Below are 20,989 nucleotides of genomic sequence, written 5' to 3' on the forward strand. Positions count from 1 at the left end.
AGCCCATTGTTGACTTGGTTAAATATGAAGAGGGGTGATCGCGCTGAAATCAGCCGATGACGCCCATGATGTCGGCTTCCTTCATGATCAGCAGGTCGACGCCATCGAGCTTGACCTCGGTGCCGGACCACTTGCCGAACAGGACGCGATCGCCGACCTTGACGTCGAGAGCAACCTGCTTGCCGCTTTCGTCGCGGGCGCCCGGGCCAACAGCGATGACTTCGCCTTCGGCCGGCTTTTCCTTGGCGGTGTCGGGAATGATGATGCCGCCCTTGGTCTTTTCTTCAGACTCAACGCGCTTGACTACAACGCGGTCATGAAGCGGACGGAAAGTTGTGCTTGCCATTGTCTAATCCCTCGATCAAATGACATTCGCGGACCGCAGAGCGGGTCCGCATCGATACTGTTAGCACTCGCCCTTGGTGAGTGCCAGCGAGGTTGAGATAAGAACAGCGCTCGGCCGAGTCAAGCGAGCGCGTGAAAAAAGGACTGGTGAATGCCGGCGAATTCCACCGACATCCACGCAAGTGAAGTTTCCCTGCAGCCCCAGGTTTCGCCTGCATTTCCCGAGTTGGTCTCGGCCTTCGCCCGCATCGGCCTCATGTCCTTTGGTGGTCCAGCGGCGCAGATTGCGCTGATGCACAAGATCTGCGTCGAGGAAAAGCGCTGGATCGACGAGGACCGTTATCTGCATGCCCTGAATTATTGCATGCTGCTTCCGGGGCCCGAAGCCCAGCAGCTTGCGACCTATATCGGCTGGCTGTTGCACGGCGTACGCGGCGGCATCGCCGCGGGTCTGCTCTTCGTCGCTCCGGGTCTGGCCGTCATTCTTGTTTTGTCTGGCCTCTATGCGGTCTATCAGGAGGCGAGCCTGGTCACGGGCCTGTTCTTCGGCCTTAAGGCGGCGGTTCTCGCGATTGTCGTGGAAGCTGTGGTCCGGATCGGCAAACGGGCCTTGAAGAGCGGTTTCCATCGCGGCCTCGCGGCGGCCGCCTTCATCGCGCTTTTTCTCTTTTCTCTGCCGTTTCCGCTAGTCGTCCTTGCGGCAGCCCTGGCGGGCCTCGTTCACGCCCGAGGCACCACCTCGGCCGCCGTCGAGATCACCGAAGAAGTGCGGGCAAGACCACCGCTTCTCGGCCAGATCGCAACGCTGCTGTTCTGGGTCGCCGTCTGGCTGGCACCCCTGCCACTTCTGTGGCTACTGCTGGCGGAAACGGCACTTCCCGAAATCCAGAGCTTCTTCTCGAAGATGGCGCTCGTCACCTTCGGCGGCGCCTATGCCGTGCTCGCCTATGTCGCGCAGGTCGCCGTCGATCACTATGCCTGGCTGAAACCCGGCGAAATGCTCGATGGTCTGGCGCTGGCCGAAACGACGCCGGGACCGCTGGTTCTCGTGCTCTCCTATGTCGGTTTCCTCGCCGGCTTCCGGGAAAGCGGCACGCTTGACCCGCTCGTCGGCGGTCTCCTCGGTGGCCTGATCGCGGCTTGGGCCACCTTCATCCCAAGTTTCATCTGGATCTTCGCCGGCGCTCCCTATATCGAGCGGCTGCGTGGTAACCGGCTCCTCAGCGCAGCCCTCTCCGCCATCACCGCCGCTGTGGTCGGCGTCATTCTGAACCTGGCCGTGTGGTTCGCGCTGCACGTGATCTTCACGGAGGTCGAGCCGGTCGTACTCGCCAGGCTCGGCCCGCTCACCCTCTCCCTGCCGCATCCCACCTGGTCATCGCTTGACTGGCAGGCACTGGTCATCGCCGTGCTCTCCGCAGTCATGATCTTCCGCTTCCACCTTGGCATCGGCAAGACGCTTCTGGTTGCCGGCGCGCTTGGTCTCGCGGCGCGTTTCCTGCTCTGAAGCGCTGCGAGCAGCCGGAGCAATTTCGATCTCCGGCGCTCTTGCCCCTTGCCTTGCCGCCCGTCCTTTGCCATGTCACCGGTCACACTTTGACCAGTCAGGACAGACGATGACCCGCAGCATTTCCACCCTCGGCGACGTGACCGGCTCCTATGATGTCATCCTCTGCGATGTCTGGGGCGTGCTGCACAATGGCATCGATGCCTTTCCGCTCGCCGGTGAAGCGCTGACGGCAGCCCGCGAAAAGGGCCTGACGGTGGTGCTGATCACCAATTCGCCGCGTCCGGCCATCGGCGTCATTCCGCAATTGCGCGCCATCGGCGTTCCCGACACGGCTTACGACCGCATCGTCACCTCGGGTGACGTCACCCGCACACTGATCGCTGCCGGCCCGAAGAAGGTGTTCCTGCTTGGCCCCGAGCGTGACATGCCGCTCTTCGACGGGCTCGACGTGACGGTTGTCTCGGCAGACGAAGCCGATTGCGTCGTTTGCACCGGTTTCTTCGACGACGAAGTCGAGACGCCCGAAGATTACCGCGACATGCTGACCGCCTTCGTCGCCCGCAAGGTGCCGTTCATCTGCGCCAACCCGGATCTCGTGGTCGAGCGTGGGCACCGCATCATCCCTTGCGCTGGCGCAGTCGCTGCTTTCTACACCGCACTCGGTGGCGAGACCCGCATTGCCGGCAAGCCGCACAGCCCGATTTATGAAGCGACGCTGGCGGCTGCCCGCGAAGCCCGCGGCGAGTTCGACAAGTCCCGCGTGCTTGCCATCGGCGACGGCATGCCGACCGACGTCAAGGGTGCGGTGGATGCAGGCCTCGATCTCCTCTACATCTCTGGTGGCATTCACGCTGCCGACTACGCGACGAACAATGTGACCGACGAGGCCCGCCTTAAGCTTTTCCTCGACCGGGAAAAGGTCGCGCCTCAATTCTGGATGCACAGGCTGGCATGAGGCGGGACCTGCGATGACCGTCTTTCACCGCAATGAGAAGAAAGAGCCGCTGCCATCAGCCCTGCGCGGTGGCGTGGTCGCAATCGGCAATTTCGATGGCGTGCATCGCGGTCATCAGGCAGTCTTGAGCCGTGCGCTGGAGCGCGCGGAAGCGCTTGGCGTTCCCGCCTTGGTCCTCACCTTCGAGCCGCATCCGCGCACTGTTTTCAACCCCGACAAGCCGGTCTTCCGTCTGACGCCGCCGCCCCTTCGCGCCCGCATCCTCGAGGCCATGGGTTTCCATTCGGTGATCGAATATCCCTTCGACCGGGAATTCTCGCAGCGCTCGGCCGAGGATTTCGTCCAGTCGATCCTGGGCGAATGGCTGGGTGCGAAAGAAGTCGTGACCGGCTTTGATTTCCATTTCGGCAAGGGCAGGGAAGGCGGCCCCGCCTATCTCATGCAGGCCGGCAGCCGTCATGGTTTTGGTGTCTGCCTCGTGGATGCCTTCCGCGACGAGGGAACCGAGGTCATTTCCTCGAGCCGCATCCGCGGCCTGATCGCAGATGGCGACGTCGCCCAGGCGGCCGGTCTCCTCGGCTATCGCTATACGGTCGAGGCGGAAATCATGAAGGGCCAGCAGCTCGGCCGCACGCTTGGCTTCCCGACTGCCAACATGCATCTGCCGCCGGAAGCAACGCTCAAGCCTGGCATCTATGCCGTCCGCTTCCGCCGCCCCGACGGCATCATCCGTGATGGCGTCGCGAGCTTCGGCTATCGCCCGACGGTCACCAGCAATGGCGACCCCTGGCTCGAGACCTTCGTCTTCGATTTCTCCGGCGATCTCTACGGCGAAATCTGTTCGGTTTCGCTCTTCGGCTTCTTGCGCGACGAGTGGAAGTTCGACGGGCTGGATCCGCTCGTCGCCCAGATCCGCAAGGATGCGGAGGAGGCGAGAGCGCTTCTCGCGGGCGTCAAGCCAATTGGCGCCCTCGACGCTGCCATCGCGTTCTGAGGCACCTCGGTCTCGCCGATTTGAATTGCCGCCTGGCATTGTCTCACATATGGATGCGCCTATGTGATTGATCCCCCGTGTCAAAGCGGGAATGCCGGAGTTTGTCTTGACCGAATTCACCCCCCTGATGTCCTTTGCCGGTGGCCTGCTGATCGGCCTCTCGGCGCTCCTCCTGATGCTCACCTGGGGCCGGATTGCCGGCATGACCGCGATCATCGGCGGCATCCTGCCGCCGCTCGGTTCTGACTGGAAATGGAAGGCCGCCTTTCTCGCCGGGGCGATCCTTGCGCCGCTTGCCCTGACGCTCGGCGGCTACGAGGTCGAGTATTCGGTGCCGGTCTCAACGACCGCTCTCGTCGTCGGCGGCCTGATCGCCGGCATCGGCGTTACCTTCGGCTCGGGCTGCACCTCCGGCCACGGCATCTGCGGCATGGCGCGCCTGTCGCGCCGCTCGATTGCGGCCACCGCTACCTTCATGGCATTCGCCATCCTGACCGTCTTCCTCATCCGCCACGTCTTCGGGGTCACGATCTGATGCGCTTTCTCCTGGTCTTCCTGATCGGTGCCCTCTTCGGAACCGGTATCGCCCTTTCCGGCATGGCAAACCCTGCCAAGGTGCTCAACTTCTTCGATCTTGCAGGCAGTTTCGATCCGAGCCTCGCCTTCGTCATGGCGGGAGCGTTGTCCGTTGCAGCTCCCGGCTATGCGATCCTTTTCCGGATGCGCGAGAAGCCACTCTTCGACCAGTCCTTCCGCCTGCCCAAGGCGAGCGCCATCGATGCGAAACTGATTGGCGGCTCGGCCGTCTTCGGCATCGGCTGGGGCATTGCCGGCTTCTGTCCTGGCGCCTCGATCCCCGCACTCGGCCTCGGCCACAGCTCCGCGGCGATATTCGTTGTGGCCCTGCTCGTCGGGATCCTCATCGCCCGTAGGCTGGCCAAGGCCGAATTTTTTGCCGATGCGGCCGGTCGATCGGGCTGAGTTGTTCCCGGTATCCTCACGACCGTCTCTGCTTGACGCCTGGCACACATTGACGCCTAGTGCGCCCAGCAAATCACTTGAGACAGCCCGAAAGGCATCCCATGGCCATGACGCCGCGTAGACCCGTAAACCCGAAGGATGCCGCCGAGGCGCTGTTCAAGCCCGTGAAAAAGCCGGCAGCCCCGGTTGTCGAGCGCCGCGCGGCACCCGACGTCAAGGAACTCGTCTCGATCAAGCTCGACAGCGCAGTGCTCTCCCATTTCCAGAAGGACGGCCCCGGCTGGCAGGACCGCATCAACGACGCCCTGCGTGCGGTCGTCGAGGCAGACGGCGGCGAGTAAAACCGCGGTCGAACTGACGAGGCAAGGCAGGAGCAATGGTCAGGCGACTATTTCCCGTCGCTCTGCAAACATCTGTTCGGCATCGTCTGCCGCGACGACCTCTCCGGCAGCCACGTCTTCGCGGCCACGCGCAACCTTGGCCTCCAGAAACTGACGATAGCTGCTATCGACCTTCTGGCGCTCGACGTAGTGTTCGACCATCTCCCGCAGCGCTGCGGCTTCAGACGTCTGCGCGGAGGTAACCGCGGCAGCGAATTCATCGGCCAGTTTTGCCTCGATGTCGATTTGAATATGCGCCTTGCGCGTCATGGCACTTCCGTTCTGCCGTCAAAATGGCTCAGGACCTGCAGTTGTGAAATGAGTTTAGGCGTGTCGTTTCGACCTCTCCATCTCGCCCATCTTGCCCCTTCCTTTTGCCGCGAAAAACCCCTAAAGAACGCGGCAACATGACGTATCTTTCGGCGGCCCGGATCATTCGAATTATTGGCCCGGCCCTCCCGGTGGCTTGAAGAGCTGCGGGAAGGTCCGGGTTTTTGGCGTTGGGTCTGAAAGCTCGGCGCCCGCTTGCCGCCAATCCATGACATAATTCCGCGACCGCTTGAGGTCGCCCCATCCGATGGCTGATCCATGACCGATACCCCTGAAAAGATCGACTACTCCAAGACCCTCTATCTGCCTGAGACCGAATTCCCGATGCGCGCCGGCCTTCCCCAGAAGGAGCCGGAAATGGCGGCGAAGTGGAAGCAGATGGGTCTCTACAAGAAGCTGCGCGCCTCGGCCGCCGGCCGCGAGAAATTCGTCCTGCATGACGGCCCGCCCTATGCCAACGGCAACATCCATATCGGCCATGCGCTGAACAAGGTGCTGAAGGATGTCATCACCCGCTCGTTCCAGATGCGCGGCTTCGATAGCAACTACGTGCCCGGCTGGGACTGCCACGGCCTGCCGATCGAATGGAAGATCGAAGAAAAGTATCGCGAAAAGGGCAAGGACAAGAACGAGGTCCCGGTCAACGAATTCCGCAAGGAATGCCGCGAGTTTGCGCAGGGCTGGATCAACATCCAGTCGGACGAGTTCCGCCGCCTCGGCATCGAGGGTGACTTCGACAATCCCTACACGACCATGGCCTTCCACTCGGAAGCCCGCATCGCCGGCGAACTCCTGAAGATCGCCATGTCCGGACAGCTTTACCGTGGCTCCAAGCCGATCATGTGGTCGGTCGTCGAGCGCACGGCGCTGGCCGAGGCCGAAGTGGAATATGCCGAGGTCGAGAGCGACACGATCTGGGTGAAGTTCCCTGTGAAGGATGTGCGTGGGGCATTGCAGCTCCGGGGAGGCGATGGTGCGCATGCAGTCGCTGATGCGGTGGCCGACACTAAGGCGCTGAACGAGCTTTTGCAGGCCTCCGTCGTCATCTGGACCACCACCCCCTGGACCATCCCCGGCAACCGCGCGATCTCCTACTCCTCGAAGATCGAATACGGTCTCTACGAGATCACGGAAGCCACGAACGATTTCGGTCCGCAGCCGGGCGAAAAGCTGATCTTCGCCAAGCGCCTTGCCGAAGACGCAGCAAACAAGGCCAAGGTGACCTTCAAGCTGGTCCGCGACGTGACCGGTGCCGAACTTGGCGCCATCACCTGCGCCCATCCGCTGGCCGACCTTGGCTACACCTTCGCCGTGCCCATGCTCGATGGCGACCACGTCACCGATGACGCCGGTACCGGTTTCGTCCACACCGCGCCGTCCCACGGTCGCGAAGACTTTGAAGCCTGGATGGCAAACGTCCGTGCACTGGAAGCCCGTGGCATCGACGTGAAGATCCCGTTCCCGGTCGATGATGCCGGCTTCTACACGGAAGACGCGCCGGGCTTTGGCCCCTCGGCCGAAGGCGGTGCTGCCCGTGTGCTCGACGACAACGGCAAGAAGGGCGACGCCAACAAGCGCGTCATGGATGCCTTGATCAAAACGAACAATCTCTTTGCCCGTGGCCGCATCAAGCACGAGTATCCGCATTCCTGGCGCTCCAAGAAGCCGGTCATCTTCCGCAACACGCCCCAGTGGTTTGTCTACATGGACAAGGAACTCGGCGACGGCACGACGCTGCGCACCCGCGCCTTGTCTGCCATCGACCAGACCCGCTTTGTCCCCGCCGGCGGCCAGAACCGCCTGCGCGCCATGATCGAGCAGCGTCCGGATTGGGTTCTTTCTCGTCAAAGAGCATGGGGTGTCCCGATCTGCGTGTTCGCCGATGCCGAAGGCAATGTTCTGCAGGATGAGAAGGTCAATGCCCGCATCCTCGAAGCCTTCGAAGTCGAGGGTGCCGATGCCTGGTTCGCTGAAGGTGCCAAGGAACGCTTCCTGGCCGGCGAGCATGACGGCGAAAAGTGGCAGATGGTCACCGACATCCTCGATGTCTGGTTCGACTCTGGCTCGACCCACACCTTCACGCTGGAAGACCGCCCGGACCTGAAATGGCCGGCGGACGTCTATCTGGAAGGCTCCGACCAGCATCGCGGCTGGTTCCATTCCTCGCTGCTCGAAAGCTGCGCCACCCGCGGCCGCGCGCCCTACAATGCCGTCGTCACCCATGGCTTCACGATGGCGGAAGACGGTCGCAAGATGTCGAAGTCGCTCGGCAACACGGTGACGCCGCAGGAAGTCATGAGCCAGTCCGGCGCTGATATCCTGCGCCTCTGGGTGATGAACACCGACTATTGGGAAGATCAGCGTCTCGGCAAGACGATCATCCAGACCAATATCGACAGCTACCGCAAGATCCGCAACACTGTTCGTTGGATGCTCGGCACACTCGCCCATGATCATGGCGACGAGATTGCCTATGCCGATCTGCCGGAACTCGAAAAGCTGATGCTGCATCGCCTGGCCGAGCTCGACCAGATCGTCCGCAAGGGCTACGACGAATTCGACTTCAAGCGCATCGTCCGTGCTCTCAGCGACTTCGCCAATGTCGAACTCTCGGCCTTCTACTTCGACATCCGCAAGGACACGCTGTATTGCGACGCCCCGTCGAGCCTGAAGCGCCGCTCGGCCCTCTTCGTCATCCGCAAGCTCTTCGACTGCCTGGTCCTGTGGTTTGCGCCGATGATGCCGTTTACGACGGAAGAGGCCTGGCTGTCGCGTGACCCGAACGCCGAGTCGGTGCATCTCGAACAGTTCCCGACTGTTCCGGCCGAGTGGTCAAACGAGGCTGTTGCCGAGAAGTGGAAGGGCGTTCGCGCCGTCCGCCGTGCCGTCACCGGCGCGCTCGAAATCGAGCGCAAGGAAAAGCGCATCGGCTCCTCGCTGGAAGCAGCCCCGGTCGTGCATGTCGCCGATGCCGAGCTTCTGAAGGCGCTCGATGGGCTCGACTTCGCCGAGATCTGCATCACCTCGGATATCCAGGTCGTGGCAGGTGAAGGTCCGTCGGAAGCCTTCCGTCTGGACGATGGCACCAAGGTCGCGGTCGAGCCAAAGCTGGCAGAGGGCACGAAATGCGCCCGCTCCTGGAAGATCACCAAGGATGTGGGTTCCGATCCTGATTATCCTGACGTGTCGGCCCGCGATGCACAGGCGCTGCGCGAGCTCGCTCAGGCGGCCGGATAAGGGCAGTTTGAGGAAATGTGACCGGATGATTTGCGCTTTCGCGGGTCATCCGGTAAAACTGCCTGAAAATGGCCGAAATCGACCGGCAGGGCTGGTCGCTAGCATTCGGCATGACTGATGTAACTGCGGCGAGGCTGGTAGGCATTCATGAATTCGGCATATCTGTTCAGAGTTGGCCTCGGTCTGGTTGGTCTCTTCGGCGTGACGGCAGGTTTGTCCGGCTGCGTCGGCAGCCCGACCTACGGCACGGACAAGACGGCGATGGAGCAATTGGTGGACGACGTCGGCTCGGCCGTGTCGATCGCGCCGCGCGAGCCCGCCAACAAGGGCACGAAGTACAATCCCCGTCCTGACCTCGTGCTGCCTCCGGGCGGTACGCAGACGGCAGGGCTCGTCGCGCCGCAGCAGTCGGTAGCAAGCCGCGAAGCGAACCCGCAATGGGTTGAATCGCCGGAAGAAGCCCGCGAACGTCTCGTTGCCGAGGCGGATGCGAATGCAGACAACCCGCGTTATCGCTCGCCGTTGCTCGCCGGTTACGGCACGGCCGGCACGATGACCGAGACACAGAAATGGCAGGCCTTCCGCGACGCGCGCGCCCTGCAGAAGGGCGCCTATCTCGACCAGCGTCGCCTGCTTTCGGATCCGCCGACCGAATATCGCCAGACCCAGGACGTGGCCCTGAGCGATTTGGGCGAGCCGGAAGCCAAGAAGGAAAAGCGCCGCAAGGCCGAAGCCAAGGCGGCGCGTCAGGGCAGCTCCTGGTGGATGCCCTTCCAGTAAGTCTTCTTCGATATCGTGATTTTCAGGGCAGGGCGGAAACGGCCTGCCCTTTTGCTTGAGGTGCCACCATGTCCTTCACCATCCGCTCCGCAACCCCAGACGATGCCGCCACCATTCTCGGCTTCATCACCGAACTCGCCGTCTACGAAAAGGCGGGCCATGAGGTGGAGGCGACGGAGGAAACGATCCGCACCTCGATCTTCGGCGAGGGCTCGGTGACTGAAGCTGCCATTCTCGAACATGATGGACGTCCGGCGGGGTTTGCCGTCTGGTTCTACAGCTATTCCACCTGGCAGGCGAAAAATGGCCTCTATCTGGAGGATCTCTATGTTTCGCCCGATCACCGCGGATCGGGCGCCGGCAAGCTTCTGCTCCGGCATTTAGCAAAGGTTGCGGTGGCGAAAGGCTGTGGCCGCTTCGAGTGGAGCGTGCTCGACTGGAACGAGCCTGCCATACGCGTTTATGAAGCTGTCGGTGCCGAGCCGCAGAACGAATGGATCCGCTACCGCCTGGCCGGTGACAAGCTGAAAGACTTCGCCGGCGCAGAGTAAGTTTGCCTCACTCCTCGTTCTCGGCCGTCCGCGCCACCAGCGCCATGTGCAGGGCGTGAAGCGCCGGCCCGAGGAAGGAGATCCACAGGAGTGCCATGTTCCGCTCGGCATGATCATCGCGCGAGAAGATGAAGATCACGACGATCAGTGTCAACATCAGCAGCGGTGTTACCGCAACGGCAATCAAGCGTGGCGCCCGCCAGTTGACCTCGCCGCGCACAGACCACTGCATCGGTAGCCGATCGGCGTCCGGAGCGACGTTGCGATAGGCCCAGATCGCGATGCCAGCCATGGCCGCAATCGACACGGCAAGCACGACATAGATCATCAATCTCTTCTTTCCTGAAAGAAGCTGCGCAACAGTTCCGCGGCCTCGCTTTCCCGAATACCGGAATAGACCTCCGGAACATGGTGGCATGTCGGTTGCTGGTAGAAGCGCACGCCGTTCTCGACCCCGCCGCCCTTGATATCCTGCGCGGCATAATAAAGTCGGCGAATTCGAGCGAAGGAGATCGCGGCCGCGCACATCGTGCATGGCTCGAGCGTTACATAGAGATCGGCATCGATGAGACGCTCGTCGCCGACGGCGGCCGCGGCGCGGCGAATGGCGAGGATTTCGGCGTGAGCGGTCACGTCGTTGCACGCCCGGGACTCGTTGCCGGCACGCCCGATGATCTCGCCGTCGCGCACCACCACCGCGCCGATCGGAACTTCGCCGCGCGCCCCGGCGGCATGTGCCTCCTCGAAGGCCGCCTCCATGAAGCCGTTTGTCTTCCCCATGCACGAACTTTCCACTTAACCAGAGCCGCGCGACCTGATACGACAGCCCAAACCACAGGCAAACAACAAATGACATTCAAAGACAAGTCCAAGCGTCCGGGGGCAAAGTCCTCCGACCGCAGCGGCAAGCCGCAAACCAGAAAACCGTCCGCCAAGCCGTCCGTAGCCGCCGCAGACAAGCCCGCCCGTGCGCCGCGCGCCGATGCGCCGGCCGGCGACGAGACGATGAAGCCCGAACGCATTTCCAAGCTTCTCGCTCGCGCCGGCGTCGCGTCGCGCCGTGATATCGAGCGTATGATCATGGAAGGCCGCGTTTCCGTGAACGGCAAGGTGCTGGAGACCCCGGTCCACAACGCCACGCTTGCCGACACGATCGAGGTCGATGGCCAGCCGATCCGCGGCATTGAGCGCACGCGCCTCTGGCTTTACCACAAGCCGGCCGGCCTGGTGACCACCAATTCCGATCCGGAAGGCCGCCCGACAGTGTTCGAAAACCTGCCGGAAGAGCTGCCGCGCGTCATGTCGATCGGCCGCCTCGACATCAACACCGAGGGCCTGCTGCTGCTGACCAATGACGGTGGTCTCGCCCGCGTGCTGGAATTGCCGACCACCGGCTGGCTGCGCCGTTACCGCGTGCGCGCCTATGGCGAGGTCGATCAGCCGGCACTCGATGCGCTGAAGGAAGGCATCGCCGTCGATGGCGTGCTCTATGGCGCGATTGACGCCACGCTCGACCGCAAGCAGGGCCACAATGTCTGGATCACCATGGGTCTGCGCGAAGGCAAGAACCGCGAGATCAAGAACGTGCTCGGCGCGCTCGGTCTCGAGGTCAACCGCCTGATCCGCATCTCCTATGGCCCGTTCCAGCTCGGCGATCTGCCGGAAGGCAAGGTGCTTGAGGTCCGCGGCCGCATGCTGCGCGATCAGCTCGGCCCACGCCTGATCGAGGAATCCAAGGCCAATTTCGATGCTCCGATCTACGCCCATGGGGCCGAGGTCGACGACGAGGACGCCCCAGCAGTATCGGGGAAGAAGCCTGCTCGCGAAGCGAAGCCCGAATGGGGTCGCGACGAACGCTCAGCTGAAAAGAAGCGCGCGCCGAAGGATTGGTCCGACAAGGGTGACCGTCGCGAGAAGGTCCTCGGACGCCTCGACACCCGCCGCGACGAGGGTGCCAAATCCGGCGACAAGTTCTCTGACAAGCCGAAGCGCCCGGCCGGCAACACCAAGGGCCGCACCGCCAACGTCTGGATGGCGCCCGGTGCGCGTCCGCTCGGCGAAAAGGCGGCAGCAGCAGCTGCCCGTCGCAAGCCCGATCCGCGTGGGCCTAAGCCCGCAGAGCGCTTCGACGATCGTCCGACCTCCACCGTTCAGATCACCCGTGCCCGGGACGAAGAGGGCGATTGGATCCGCGCCGACGGCCCGGACCAGAAGCCCGGCGGTCGCGGTGGTGACCGTGGTGACCGTGGTGGAAAGCCCGGTGGCTTCGGCGCCCGTCCACCCCGCCGCGACGGTGATGATCGTGCACCGCGTCGTGAGGGATCGGATCGTGGCCCGCGCCGCGAGGGAGCAGAACGCGGCCCCAAGCGTGATTTCGGCGATCGCTCCGAGCGTGCGCCGCGCCGTGACGGCGACGAGCGTGGCCCGCGCCGCGATTTTTCCGACCGTGGCCCGAAACGCGATTTCGGTGACCGGCCCCCGCGCGGCGACCGCCCCCGTGATGATCGCCCCCGCGACGACAGACCCCGCGATGACCGGCCCCGTGGTGAGCGTCCATTCGGCGACAAGCCGCGTGGTGCAAAGCCCTTTGGCGACAGACCGGCGGGCAAGTCCTTCGGCGGCAAGCCGTCTGGCAAACCTGCTGGCAAGTCATTTGGTGGCAAGCCGGGTGGCGGCAAGAGCTTCGGCGGCAAGCCGGGCGGACGCCCCGCGGGCGGCCCGCGCTCCGGTGGTCCCGGGGCTAAGCCCTCGGGCAGCCGCGGCGGTGCGCCGAAGGGCAAGAGGTAAGCCGTCATGCGCATCGTCGGCGGTGAGTTTCGTGGCCGCAGCCTGGCCACGCCGAAGTCGAATGACATCAGGCCGACCGTCGACCGGACGCGCGAGAGCCTGTTCAACATCCTGGCGCATGCCCATCCGGGCGTGCTCGACGGCACCCGCATCCTCGATCTCTTTGCAGGCACAGGTGCTGTCGGCATCGAGGCGTTGTCGAGGGGATGCAAGTCGGCACTCTTCGTCGAAAATAGCGTCGAGGGTCGCGGTCTACTCTGGGAAAACATTGATGCGTTCGGTCTACATGGCCGCGCCCGCATGTTGAGGCGCGACGCCACCGATCTCGGCCCAGCTAACAACATCGAGCCCTTCGAACTGGTTTTTGCCGATCCACCCTATGGCAAGGGTCTGGGTGAGAAGGCGCTGCTCTCGGCCCATCGAGGCGGCTGGCTGGCGAAGGACGCCCTCGTCATCCTCGAAGAGCGCGCCGATGTTCAGGTTTCTGTCGATCCGGTTTTCGCCTTCGTCGAGGAGCGGACCTTCGGTGACACGAAAATGTACTTCTTTTCCTATAGGCCGTCCTGATCCCCTCAGCGGAGAAAGGCTCAGCCCATGGATCTCGTCGCCGAAACGCCCATTCCCTCTGAAGCCGTAAAGGCCGATCCGACCATCGGTCTGGCACTCGGGGCAGGGGGCGCGCGCGGCTTTGCCCATATCCCGGTTCTTGAAGTCTTCGATGAACTCGGAATCAAGCCGGCGCTGATCGCCGGCTCCTCAATGGGAGCGATCCTCGGTGCCGGTTATGCCGCCGGCATGTCCGGCCGTGACATCAGGGACTATACGCTGCAGCTTGCCGACAACCGGGGCCTCGTGCTCAACCGCTTCTGGGGCTTGCGGCCTGCCAGCATTCGCGCCCTTGGTGGCGTCCGTCTGGGACAGTTCAATCTGCCGCGCCTCTTGCGGGCCTTCCTCCCGCCTGAGATCCCCGAGAGCTTTGCCGATCTCCGGCTGCCGCTTACGGTGATCGCCACCGACTACTACGGCCAGTGCGAACTGGTCCGCAGTGAAGGCGATCTCTATGAGGCGCTCTCGGCTTCTGCCGCCATTCCCGCGCTCTTTGCACCCGTCACCATCGATGGCCGCCTGATGATCGATGGAGGCATCTTCAACCCGGTGCCCTATGACCATCTGGTAGGCAAGGTCGACATCATGATTGCCGTTGATGTAATCGGCGCCCCGGAAGGTGATGGCTCCCTGGTGCCGAACCGCATCGACAGCCTGTTCGGAGCCTCGCAGCTGATGATGCAGTCCCACATTGCGCTGAAGATGAAGATCTGCCAGCCGGACATCTATCTGCGGCCTGAGGTCAACAGTTACAAGGTCCTCGATTTCTTCAAGGCGCGGCAGATCCTTGACCTCTGCGATCGTCTCAAGGAGCCCCTGAAGCGGGACCTATCGGCCCGCATGGAGGATTTCATACGTCGGTGAGGATCAGGCGGCCGGCGCTTGTTCTTCCTCCTCGACGGCCTGGATCGGCTTCTTAGGCTTGATCAGCGGTTCGGGCTTGACCGGTCGCTTGTGCATGAGCTCCCGGCCCGCCAGAATGCCTTCCTGGGCCTGCAACCTCAGCCGCTCCTCGTCACGCCGACGGATATCCTCGGCGATGTCATAGGCCTCGTCTTCGCTGGCGCCCAAGCCTTCCAGCGTCCGCCGTCCGAAGAGCAGACCGGACTCGAAGGTTTCGCGCAACTCGTATTCCACGTCCCGTGCCCGCAGTTCCAGGCTGTGGATTCGGTCATAGGACCGCACAAAAAGGCGCACGTCCGGATATTCGGAGCGGATGAGATCGACGATCTTGTCGGTGATCTCCTTCTTGTGGGTGCAGACCGCGACAATCTTCGCCTTCTCGATGCCGGCAGCCCTCAGCATGTCGAGCCGTGTGCCGTCACCGAAATAGATGCGGAAGCCGAAGGTTGCCGCCTGTCGCACGCGATCGGGGCTGTCATCGAGAATGGTTACGTCCCGCCCGCTTGCGAGCAGGATTTGCGCTGCGATCTGGCCGAAGCGGGAAAAGCCGACCATCAGCACGTCCGAGCCGGCGCCCTCGAAGTCCTCGTCCATGTGTTCTTTATCGACTGCCTGTCGGGCCAGGAGCCGTTGGCCGAGCAGCGCCGTCAACGGCGTGAGCGCCATGGACAAGGTGACGATGGAAATCAGCAGTGAAGATTGCGCACTGCTGAAAAGTCCCGCTGCAGCAGCCGTGGTGAAGAGCACGAAACCGAACTCGCCACCTTGCGGCAACAACATGCCGATACGGATCGCATCGTTGCGCGACGAGCCCGAGACGCGGCAGATCGCGTAGATCACCAGCGCCTTGACCGCCATCAGCACCGGTACCGCAACGGCAATCAGGACCAGGTTGTCGACGATGACCTGCAGCTCCATAGACAACCCGACAGCGATGAAGAAGAGCGCCAGCAGGAGTCCGCGGAAGGGCTCGATATCGGCCTCCAGCTCGTGGCGATAGGAAGACTCGGCCAGCATGACGCCGGCCAGGAAGGCGCCCATCGCCATCGAGAGGCCTGCCACCTGCATCAGATAGGCCGATCCGAGAACAACGAAGAGTGCTGCCGCGATCATCACCTCGCGCGCACCCGTCCGCGCGATGATCTGGAACATCGGTGTGAGCAGGTAGCGCCCGGCCAGGATCATCCCAATCACCGCGCCAACCGCGATACCGATTTCGATCAGCGGAGATTGCTGCGTCTCGCCACCCTGGGAGCTGAGGATCGTGACCATGGCCAGCAGCGGCACGATGGCGAGGTCCTGGAAGAGCAGGATGGAGAAGGAGCGCTGCCCGTAGCGGCTGTTCATGTCGCCATAGTCTTCGAGCAATTGCAGCGCAAAGGCTGTCGACGACAGCGCGAGGCCGAAGCCGGCAACCAACGCGCCGCGCCAGTCAAGCAGGCCTGCCGCATAGACCAGCGCCGTCAGCACGAGGCCGGTCAGCACGACCTGACTGGTCCCCAGCCCGAAAATGTCGCGTCGCATGTGCCACAATCGGCTGGGCTTCAGTTCCAGTCCGATGATGAAGAGCAGGAGTACGACGCCAAGTTCGGCGACCGCCAGGATTTCCCCCGAGCCACCGATCAGGTGCAGGACGGGGCCGATCACCACGCCGGCGGCGAGATAGCCGAGCACGGTTCCAAGCCCGAGCTTGCGGAAGAGTGGCGCTGCGATGACCGCCCCTCCGAGGAGAAGCAGGGGTTGGGCGAACAGGGCTTCGGTTGCGCTGGCCAAGGGTTCTGTCTCCTCGTTTGCCCGAACGGGCTGACCTGAAATGAGCCTATGCCGGGCTCGTGAACGGAAAAGCCCGATCCACCCTTGATGCCCCATCACAGTCACAATAAATGGAGCGGGAAGGAAAGGCCAACCTATGCCCAATCAAATCGATTCCGCCAACCTCCTCGAACGCGCCGAGCAGCTCGTCGACCTCGCCGTCAAGGCAGGCGCCGACAAGGCGGATGCGGTCGTCGTGCGCTCCCGGTCCAAGGGGGTCAGCGTCCGGCTCGGCAAGGTCGAGTCGACCGAGGCATCCGAGAGCGACGACTTTTCGCTGCGCGTCTTCATCGGTCGCCAGGTGGCGAGCGTGTCGGCCAATCCGGGCTTCGACCTCAAGGCGCTCGCCGAACGCGCCGTCGCCATGGCCAAGGTCTCGCCCGAAGATCCCTTTGCCGGTCTCGCCGACGAGAGCGATCTCGCCCGGGATATTCCCGACCTGGAGCTCTTTGATGAGACGGAAGTCTCTGGCGACCAGTTGCGCGAAAGCGCACTCGCCATGGAAGAAGCGGCCCGTTCGGTCAGCGGCGTCAGCAATTCTCTGGGCGCCGGAGCCTCGGCCGGCATGGGTGGCCTCGTGCTCGTCACCTCACATGGCTTTTCCGGCAGCTATGCCGCGTCACGCTTCTCCCGTTCGGTTGGCGTGATCGCCGGCGAGGGGACCAAGATGGAGCGCGACCATGATTTCGACAGCCGCCTCTATTTCGCCGAACTCGACAGCCCCGAGGAAATCGGCCGCCGCGCCGCGGAGCGCGCGATCCGGCGACTGAACCCGCGCCAGGTGCCGACCGCCTCCAACCTCACCGTCGTCTTCGACCCGCGCGTCGCCAGAGGCTTCGCGGGCACGATCGCCGGCGCCATCAATGGTGCGTCGGTTGCCCGCAAGACCTCCTTCCTGCGCGACAAGATGGGCCAACAGGTTCTGAAGGCCGGCCTCAACATCACCGATGATCCGCTGAAGGTCCGCGGCTCCTCGTCTCGCCCCTTCGATGGCGAGGGTGTGTCGGGCAAGCCGCTGACGATGATCGAGGACGGTGTGTTGAAGCACTGGTTCCTGTCGTCGTCCACCGCCCGGGAGCTTGGCCTCAAGACCAATGGCCGTGGCGTACGGGGCGGCACCTCGGTCTCGCCGTCCTCCACCAACCTGGCGCTGGAGCCTGGTGACATGTCTCCGCAAGACCTGATCCGCAGCGTCGGCACGGGGCTCTACATCACCGATATGATCGGAAGTGGCGTCGACATGATCACCGGCGAATACAGCCGGGGTGCAAGCGGTTTCTGGATCGAGAATGGTGAACTCACCTATCCTGTCTCCGAGATCACGATCGCGTCCAATCTGAAGGACATGTTCATGCGGATCACGGTGGCGAATGACATCGACCGCAAGTTCGGTGTCGCAGCTCCCACCCTTGCCATCGAGGGTATGACCCTTGCCGGACTCTGATCGAAAGGCCGAGGCCATACCGCATTTCGACTGGCAGGCGGACCTTGCGCTGATCACCGAGGCGGCCCGCGAGGCCGGCAAGGTGGCAATGGCCCATTTCGGCCAGTCGCCGGAGGTTTGGTGGAAGAACGAGGGCCGCTCGCCGGTGAGCGCGGCCGACTACGCCGCCAACCGCATCCTTGAGGAGATCCTTCGTCACGCCCGGCCGAATTACGGCTGGCTGTCTGAGGAGACCGACGACGATCCGGCTAGGCTTTTCTGCGACACGCTCTTTGTCATCGACCCGATCGACGGCACCCGGGCCTTCCTCGCAGGCAAGGATACCTGGTGCGTGTCTGTGGCGGTTGTCCACAAGGGGAAGCCTGTGGCCGGCATCCTGGTTGCGCCATCCCTGGGCGAGGAATTTACCGCGACGATCAACGGCCCCGCGCGCCGCAACGGGCAGGACATATCGGTTTCGTCGGCCGGCATCGAGGGCAGCCTGAAGCTCGCCTCGGCACAGGACATGGTTGCAAGTTTCAGCTCGGTGCTCAGGCCCCGCATCGAGCGCGTCGATCACATACCCTCGCTCGCCTACCGGCTGGCATTGGTGGCCGACGGGCGCATCGATGCGACGCTGGTGAAGAAGAGCTCCCACGACTGGGACCTTGCCGCTGCCGATCTGATCCTCGCGCGTGCCGGCGGGTCGCTCACCGATCTCGACGGTGAAGCGCTCGTATACAACAGGCAGGAGGTGACGCATCCGGTGCTCTGCGCAGCATCGCGAGAGCTACTTCCAGCCTTGCTGAAGAACATCTCCCGAATTCCTCGGAGTTGACCTTTGGGGCGAAATCGCGCAGATGGTTCCCAACAGACTAGGAATGAGAAAAAGGCCGCAAACATGACGGAATCCAACGAAAACAAGCAGCTTCTCCATCTCGTTTTTGGCGGTGAATTGTCAAACCTTGAACAGGTGCAGTTCCGTGATCTGACCACGCTCGATATCGTCGGCATTTTTCCGGACTATGCCAGCGCGCTTGTCGCCTGGAAGGCGAAAGCGCAGGAGACGGTCGACAACGCCCATATGCGTTACTTCATCGTCCACATGCATCGGCTGCTCAATCCTTCAGAGAAGTAAGGACGGGTCGGCGGCCACCGGGCCGCCATCGCATTCGACCTCCAATGGTCACGGTTTCAACTCAGTCTTCTTGCATCTCTCTTGTTGCGTAGCGACGCCTCCTGAACGGGAAGAACGGCATTGTCGATGAAGATGAGCAGGTTTGATCGATGGCACTGAGCGACGGTCTCGCATCCCTCGCTCTGACGTCCTACGGCTGGTTGGGCCTCGCGGCCTATCCGCTGTCGCGTCCCCTGCTTGCCTATCGGGCCGCCAAGGGCAAGGAAGATCGTGCTCGCCGCAGTGAACGCTTCGGCCATGCGAGCCTTGCTAGACCCGCCGGTCCGCTCGTCTGGATCCATGCCGCGAGCGTTGGCGAAACGACGGCCGTCGTCGCCCTGATGCGCGAACTGCGCCGCCGCGACATTCATGTGCTCTTGACCACCGGCACGGTCACCTCTGCGGAAGTTGCAAAGAACCGCCTCGGCGACATGGTCCTGCACCAGTATGTGCCGCTCGACCTTCTCCCCTGCATCCGTCGTTTCCTCGACTACTGGCAGCCGGATGTCGCGATCGGTGTCGAATCCGAGATCTGGCCCACAACGCTTGCAGAACTGCATCGGCGGCATATCCCGCAGATCCTGGTCAATGCCCGCATGTCCGATCGGTCCTTCGATCGCTGGAAGCGCCATCCCTCGATCGCCGAAACCCTGTTCGGCAAACTGGCGCTGGTGATTGCCCAGTCCGACCTTGATGCGGAACGCTTCCGTGATCTGGCCGCCTGGCCGGTTAGCGTGTCGGGCAATATCAAGGTCGATAGCGATGCACCGCCCTGCGATGAACAGGTGCTGGAGCGCTACCGCCAGCAGATCGGCGACCGCAAGACCTGGGCGGCGATCTCGACCTTCGAGGGCGAAGAGAAGATCGCCTCCATGGTGCATCGGGCACTCAAGGCCCATACCGGCATGCTGACCGTTCTGGTGCCGCGCCATCCCGACCGCTGCGATGAGATCGAGGCCATGCTGGTCGAAAAGGGTCTGGTGGTCGCGCGCCGTACGCGCGGTGATGTCATCACGCCCGAGACCGATGTGTTCCTCGGCGATACCATCGGCGAGATGGGGCTTTATCTGCGCCTGACGGAGGTCGCATTCGTCGGCCGTTCGCTCTCCGCCGAAGGCGGTCAGAACCCGCTGGAGCCTGCCATGCTCGGCTGCGCCGTGCTGTCGGGCCCGCAGGTCAGCAATTTCCGCGAAAGTTACCAGCGCCTCGTGCGCAAGGGCTCGGCCCGGATCGTCCGCGATGCCGAAATGCTGGCCAAGGCCGTCCACTTCCTGCTCAATAATGAAGTCGCGCGCGCGAAGATGATCGACGCCGGCCTCGAGAGCATGCAGGAAATGCGCGGTGCGCTGACGACGACCCTCAAGGGTCTCGAACCCTATATCAGCCCACTCTCCGTCAAGGCCAAGCTCGAGCCGCGCGCCGCGGGCCAGAGCTGACACGCACCTCAGGACCTCTTCCATGAACGACAAACCCCGGATTGCCGGCATCCTGTTCGACAAGGACGGGACGCTGCTCGATTTTGACGCCAGCTGGGGTCCGGTCAACCGGGAAGTGGCGCTAATGGCGGCGGATGGTGATCAGGCACTGGCCGATGCGCTGCTTCAGGCCTGCGGCATGGATCCGGTGTCCGGTGACATCGTGCCTGACAGCCTGTTTGCGGCCGGCAATACGGTCGAGATCGCCGAAGGCATGATCGTGGCTGGCTCGCCCTTCGCTCTGGATATTCTGGTGCCGAAGATCGACGCGTGCTTCGCCAAGGCCGCCGAGTTTTCCGTGCCGGTTACAGAGCTGCAACCGCTTTTCGCCAGCCTGCATGGCAAGGGCCTTCGCCTCGGCATCGCCTCCAGCGACAACGAACGCTCGATCCGGGTTGCTGCCGAACGGTTCGGCATCCTGCCCTTCGTGGACTACATCGCCGGCTACGACAGCGGCCACGGCAAGAAGCCGGAGGCCGGTATGGTGCTCGGCTTTTGCGCGGCAACCGGGCTTGCCCCGTCGGAAGTCGCCGTCGTCGGAGACAACAATCACGATCTGCATATGGGGCTGAATGCCGGGGCCGGTCTGAAGATCGGTGTCCTCTCAGGAACCGGCTCGCGGGAAACGCTGACCCAACATTCCGACATGATCTTGAGCGACATCACCGGGCTCGAAGCCCTTTTCGCCTGAGACGCGCCGTACCATTTCGGCACGCTCGCGCTTGACCATCTTGCGTCGCAAT

At 63.1% G+C, this 20,989-nt stretch carries 22 protein-coding genes; 17 read left to right on the top strand and 5 right to left on the bottom strand.

Translation table 11 applies throughout. The features are described from left to right. Positions 1-49 precede the first annotated feature (49 nt). Positions 50-346 carry a co-chaperone GroES gene (gene groES, locus D4A92_RS11485; RefSeq protein ID WP_006726594.1) on the bottom strand — a complete coding sequence of 99 codons (297 nt, stop codon included), beginning with the start codon at positions 344-346 and terminating at the stop codon, positions 50-52. Positions 347-496: 150 nt separating this feature from the next. Here groES and chrA point away from each other — a divergent pair, with 150 nt between their 5' ends. The 6 genes from chrA (at position 497) to D4A92_RS11515 (ending at position 5,126) form a co-directional block, all read left to right on the top strand. Next, positions 497-1,852 (top strand): chromate efflux transporter, encoded by a 1,356-nt coding sequence (gene chrA / locus D4A92_RS11490; protein WP_203013163.1) that lies wholly within the window; start codon positions 497-499, stop codon positions 1,850-1,852. A gap of 109 nt (positions 1,853-1,961) precedes the next feature. Beyond that, positions 1,962-2,810 (top strand): TIGR01459 family HAD-type hydrolase, encoded by an 849-nt coding sequence (locus D4A92_RS11495; protein WP_203013166.1) that lies wholly within the window; start codon positions 1,962-1,964, stop codon positions 2,808-2,810. A gap of 13 nt (positions 2,811-2,823) precedes the next feature. Further along, on the top strand, positions 2,824-3,804 hold the full coding sequence (locus tag D4A92_RS11500) for a bifunctional riboflavin kinase/FAD synthetase (RefSeq protein ID WP_203013168.1): 981 nt from the start codon (positions 2,824-2,826) through the stop codon (positions 3,802-3,804). Between the two features lie 91 nt (positions 3,805-3,895). Continuing rightward, on the top strand, positions 3,896-4,339 hold the full coding sequence (locus D4A92_RS11505) for a YeeE/YedE family protein (RefSeq protein WP_203013171.1): 444 nt from the start codon (positions 3,896-3,898) through the stop codon (positions 4,337-4,339). Next, positions 4,339-4,785: a DUF6691 family protein gene (locus tag D4A92_RS11510; RefSeq protein ID WP_203013174.1), complete on the top strand. Its 447-nt coding sequence runs from the start codon at positions 4,339-4,341 to the stop codon at positions 4,783-4,785. The genes D4A92_RS11505 and D4A92_RS11510 overlap by 1 nt, the downstream gene beginning before the upstream one ends. A 101-nt stretch (positions 4,786-4,886) precedes the next feature. Then, positions 4,887-5,126 carry a BrnA antitoxin family protein gene (locus D4A92_RS11515; protein ID WP_203013177.1) on the top strand — a complete coding sequence of 80 codons (240 nt, stop codon included), beginning with the start codon at positions 4,887-4,889 and terminating at the stop codon, positions 5,124-5,126. A gap of 39 nt (positions 5,127-5,165) precedes the next feature. Here D4A92_RS11515 and D4A92_RS11520 read toward each other — a convergent pair whose 3' ends face one another. Next, positions 5,166-5,435: a hypothetical protein gene (locus D4A92_RS11520; RefSeq protein WP_203013180.1), complete on the bottom strand. Its 270-nt coding sequence runs from the start codon at positions 5,433-5,435 to the stop codon at positions 5,166-5,168. A gap of 318 nt (positions 5,436-5,753) precedes the next feature. Here D4A92_RS11520 and ileS point away from each other — a divergent pair, with 318 nt between their 5' ends. The 3 genes from ileS (at position 5,754) to D4A92_RS11535 (ending at position 10,063) form a co-directional block, all read left to right on the top strand. Beyond that, positions 5,754-8,732: an isoleucine--tRNA ligase gene (gene ileS, locus D4A92_RS11525; RefSeq protein ID WP_203013183.1), complete on the top strand. Its 2,979-nt coding sequence runs from the start codon at positions 5,754-5,756 to the stop codon at positions 8,730-8,732. A gap of 147 nt (positions 8,733-8,879) precedes the next feature. Then, complete coding sequence (locus tag D4A92_RS11530) at positions 8,880-9,512, top strand: hypothetical protein (RefSeq protein WP_203013186.1); 633 nt, start codon at positions 8,880-8,882, stop codon at positions 9,510-9,512. Positions 9,513-9,580: 68 nt separating this feature from the next. Further along, the gene (locus tag D4A92_RS11535) at positions 9,581-10,063 is read left to right on the top strand and encodes a GNAT family N-acetyltransferase (protein ID WP_203013189.1); all 483 of its coding nucleotides are present in this window, start codon (positions 9,581-9,583) and stop codon (positions 10,061-10,063) included. Positions 10,064-10,070: 7 nt separating this feature from the next. Here D4A92_RS11535 and D4A92_RS11540 read toward each other — a convergent pair whose 3' ends face one another. Both D4A92_RS11540 and D4A92_RS11545 read right to left on the bottom strand, forming a co-directional pair. Continuing rightward, the gene (locus tag D4A92_RS11540) at positions 10,071-10,391 is read right to left on the bottom strand and encodes a hypothetical protein (protein ID WP_203013191.1); all 321 of its coding nucleotides are present in this window, start codon (positions 10,389-10,391) and stop codon (positions 10,071-10,073) included. Further along, the gene (locus D4A92_RS11545; RefSeq protein ID WP_203013193.1) at positions 10,391-10,843 is read right to left on the bottom strand and encodes a nucleoside deaminase; all 453 of its coding nucleotides are present in this window, start codon (positions 10,841-10,843) and stop codon (positions 10,391-10,393) included. Before D4A92_RS11545 ends, D4A92_RS11540 begins: the two co-directional genes overlap by 1 nt. Before the next feature lie 69 nt (positions 10,844-10,912). On the opposite strand from D4A92_RS11545, the gene D4A92_RS11550 reads away from it, so the two are divergent. Genes D4A92_RS11550 through D4A92_RS11560 form a run of 3 tightly spaced genes read left to right on the top strand, consistent with a single transcriptional unit; the run spans position 10,913 to position 14,320 of the window. After that, the gene (locus tag D4A92_RS11550; RefSeq protein ID WP_203013196.1) at positions 10,913-12,850 is read left to right on the top strand and encodes a pseudouridine synthase; all 1,938 of its coding nucleotides are present in this window, start codon (positions 10,913-10,915) and stop codon (positions 12,848-12,850) included. Between the two features lie 6 nt (positions 12,851-12,856). Further along, positions 12,857-13,417, top strand: coding sequence for a 16S rRNA (guanine(966)-N(2))-methyltransferase RsmD (gene rsmD / locus D4A92_RS11555; protein ID WP_006726609.1), 561 nt, complete (start codon positions 12,857-12,859; stop codon positions 13,415-13,417). A 27-nt stretch (positions 13,418-13,444) separates the two neighbouring features. Next, positions 13,445-14,320, top strand: a complete 876-nt coding sequence (locus tag D4A92_RS11560; RefSeq protein WP_203013199.1) for a patatin-like phospholipase family protein — start codon at positions 13,445-13,447, stop codon at positions 14,318-14,320. Positions 14,321-14,323: 3 nt separating this feature from the next. Here D4A92_RS11560 and D4A92_RS11565 read toward each other — a convergent pair whose 3' ends face one another. Next, the gene (locus tag D4A92_RS11565; RefSeq protein ID WP_203013202.1) at positions 14,324-16,132 is read right to left on the bottom strand and encodes a monovalent cation:proton antiporter-2 (CPA2) family protein; all 1,809 of its coding nucleotides are present in this window, start codon (positions 16,130-16,132) and stop codon (positions 14,324-14,326) included. Positions 16,133-16,268: 136 nt separating this feature from the next. On the opposite strand from D4A92_RS11565, the gene D4A92_RS11570 reads away from it, so the two are divergent. The 5 genes from D4A92_RS11570 (at position 16,269) to D4A92_RS11590 (ending at position 20,937) form a co-directional block, all read left to right on the top strand. Then, positions 16,269-17,615 (top strand): TldD/PmbA family protein, encoded by a 1,347-nt coding sequence (locus tag D4A92_RS11570; RefSeq protein WP_203013204.1) that lies wholly within the window; start codon positions 16,269-16,271, stop codon positions 17,613-17,615. Beyond that, positions 17,602-18,432, top strand: a complete 831-nt coding sequence (locus tag D4A92_RS11575; protein WP_203013206.1) for a 3'(2'),5'-bisphosphate nucleotidase CysQ — start codon at positions 17,602-17,604, stop codon at positions 18,430-18,432. The genes D4A92_RS11570 and D4A92_RS11575 overlap by 14 nt, the downstream gene beginning before the upstream one ends. 63 nt (positions 18,433-18,495) lie before the next feature. Further along, positions 18,496-18,732: a DUF4170 domain-containing protein gene (locus D4A92_RS11580; RefSeq protein ID WP_203013208.1), complete on the top strand. Its 237-nt coding sequence runs from the start codon at positions 18,496-18,498 to the stop codon at positions 18,730-18,732. A gap of 155 nt (positions 18,733-18,887) precedes the next feature. Then, positions 18,888-20,207, top strand: coding sequence for a lipid IV(A) 3-deoxy-D-manno-octulosonic acid transferase (gene waaA, locus D4A92_RS11585; protein ID WP_203019926.1), 1,320 nt, complete (start codon positions 18,888-18,890; stop codon positions 20,205-20,207). 22 nt (positions 20,208-20,229) lie between these two features. Continuing rightward, entirely contained in the window at positions 20,230-20,937 is a 708-nt protein-coding gene (locus D4A92_RS11590) for an HAD family hydrolase (RefSeq protein ID WP_203013210.1), read from the top strand. The last annotated feature ends 52 nt before the right edge of the window (positions 20,938-20,989 follow it).

This window comes from Rhizobium rosettiformans (assembly GCF_016806065.1).
GTDB lineage: Bacteria > Pseudomonadota > Alphaproteobacteria > Rhizobiales > Rhizobiaceae > Allorhizobium.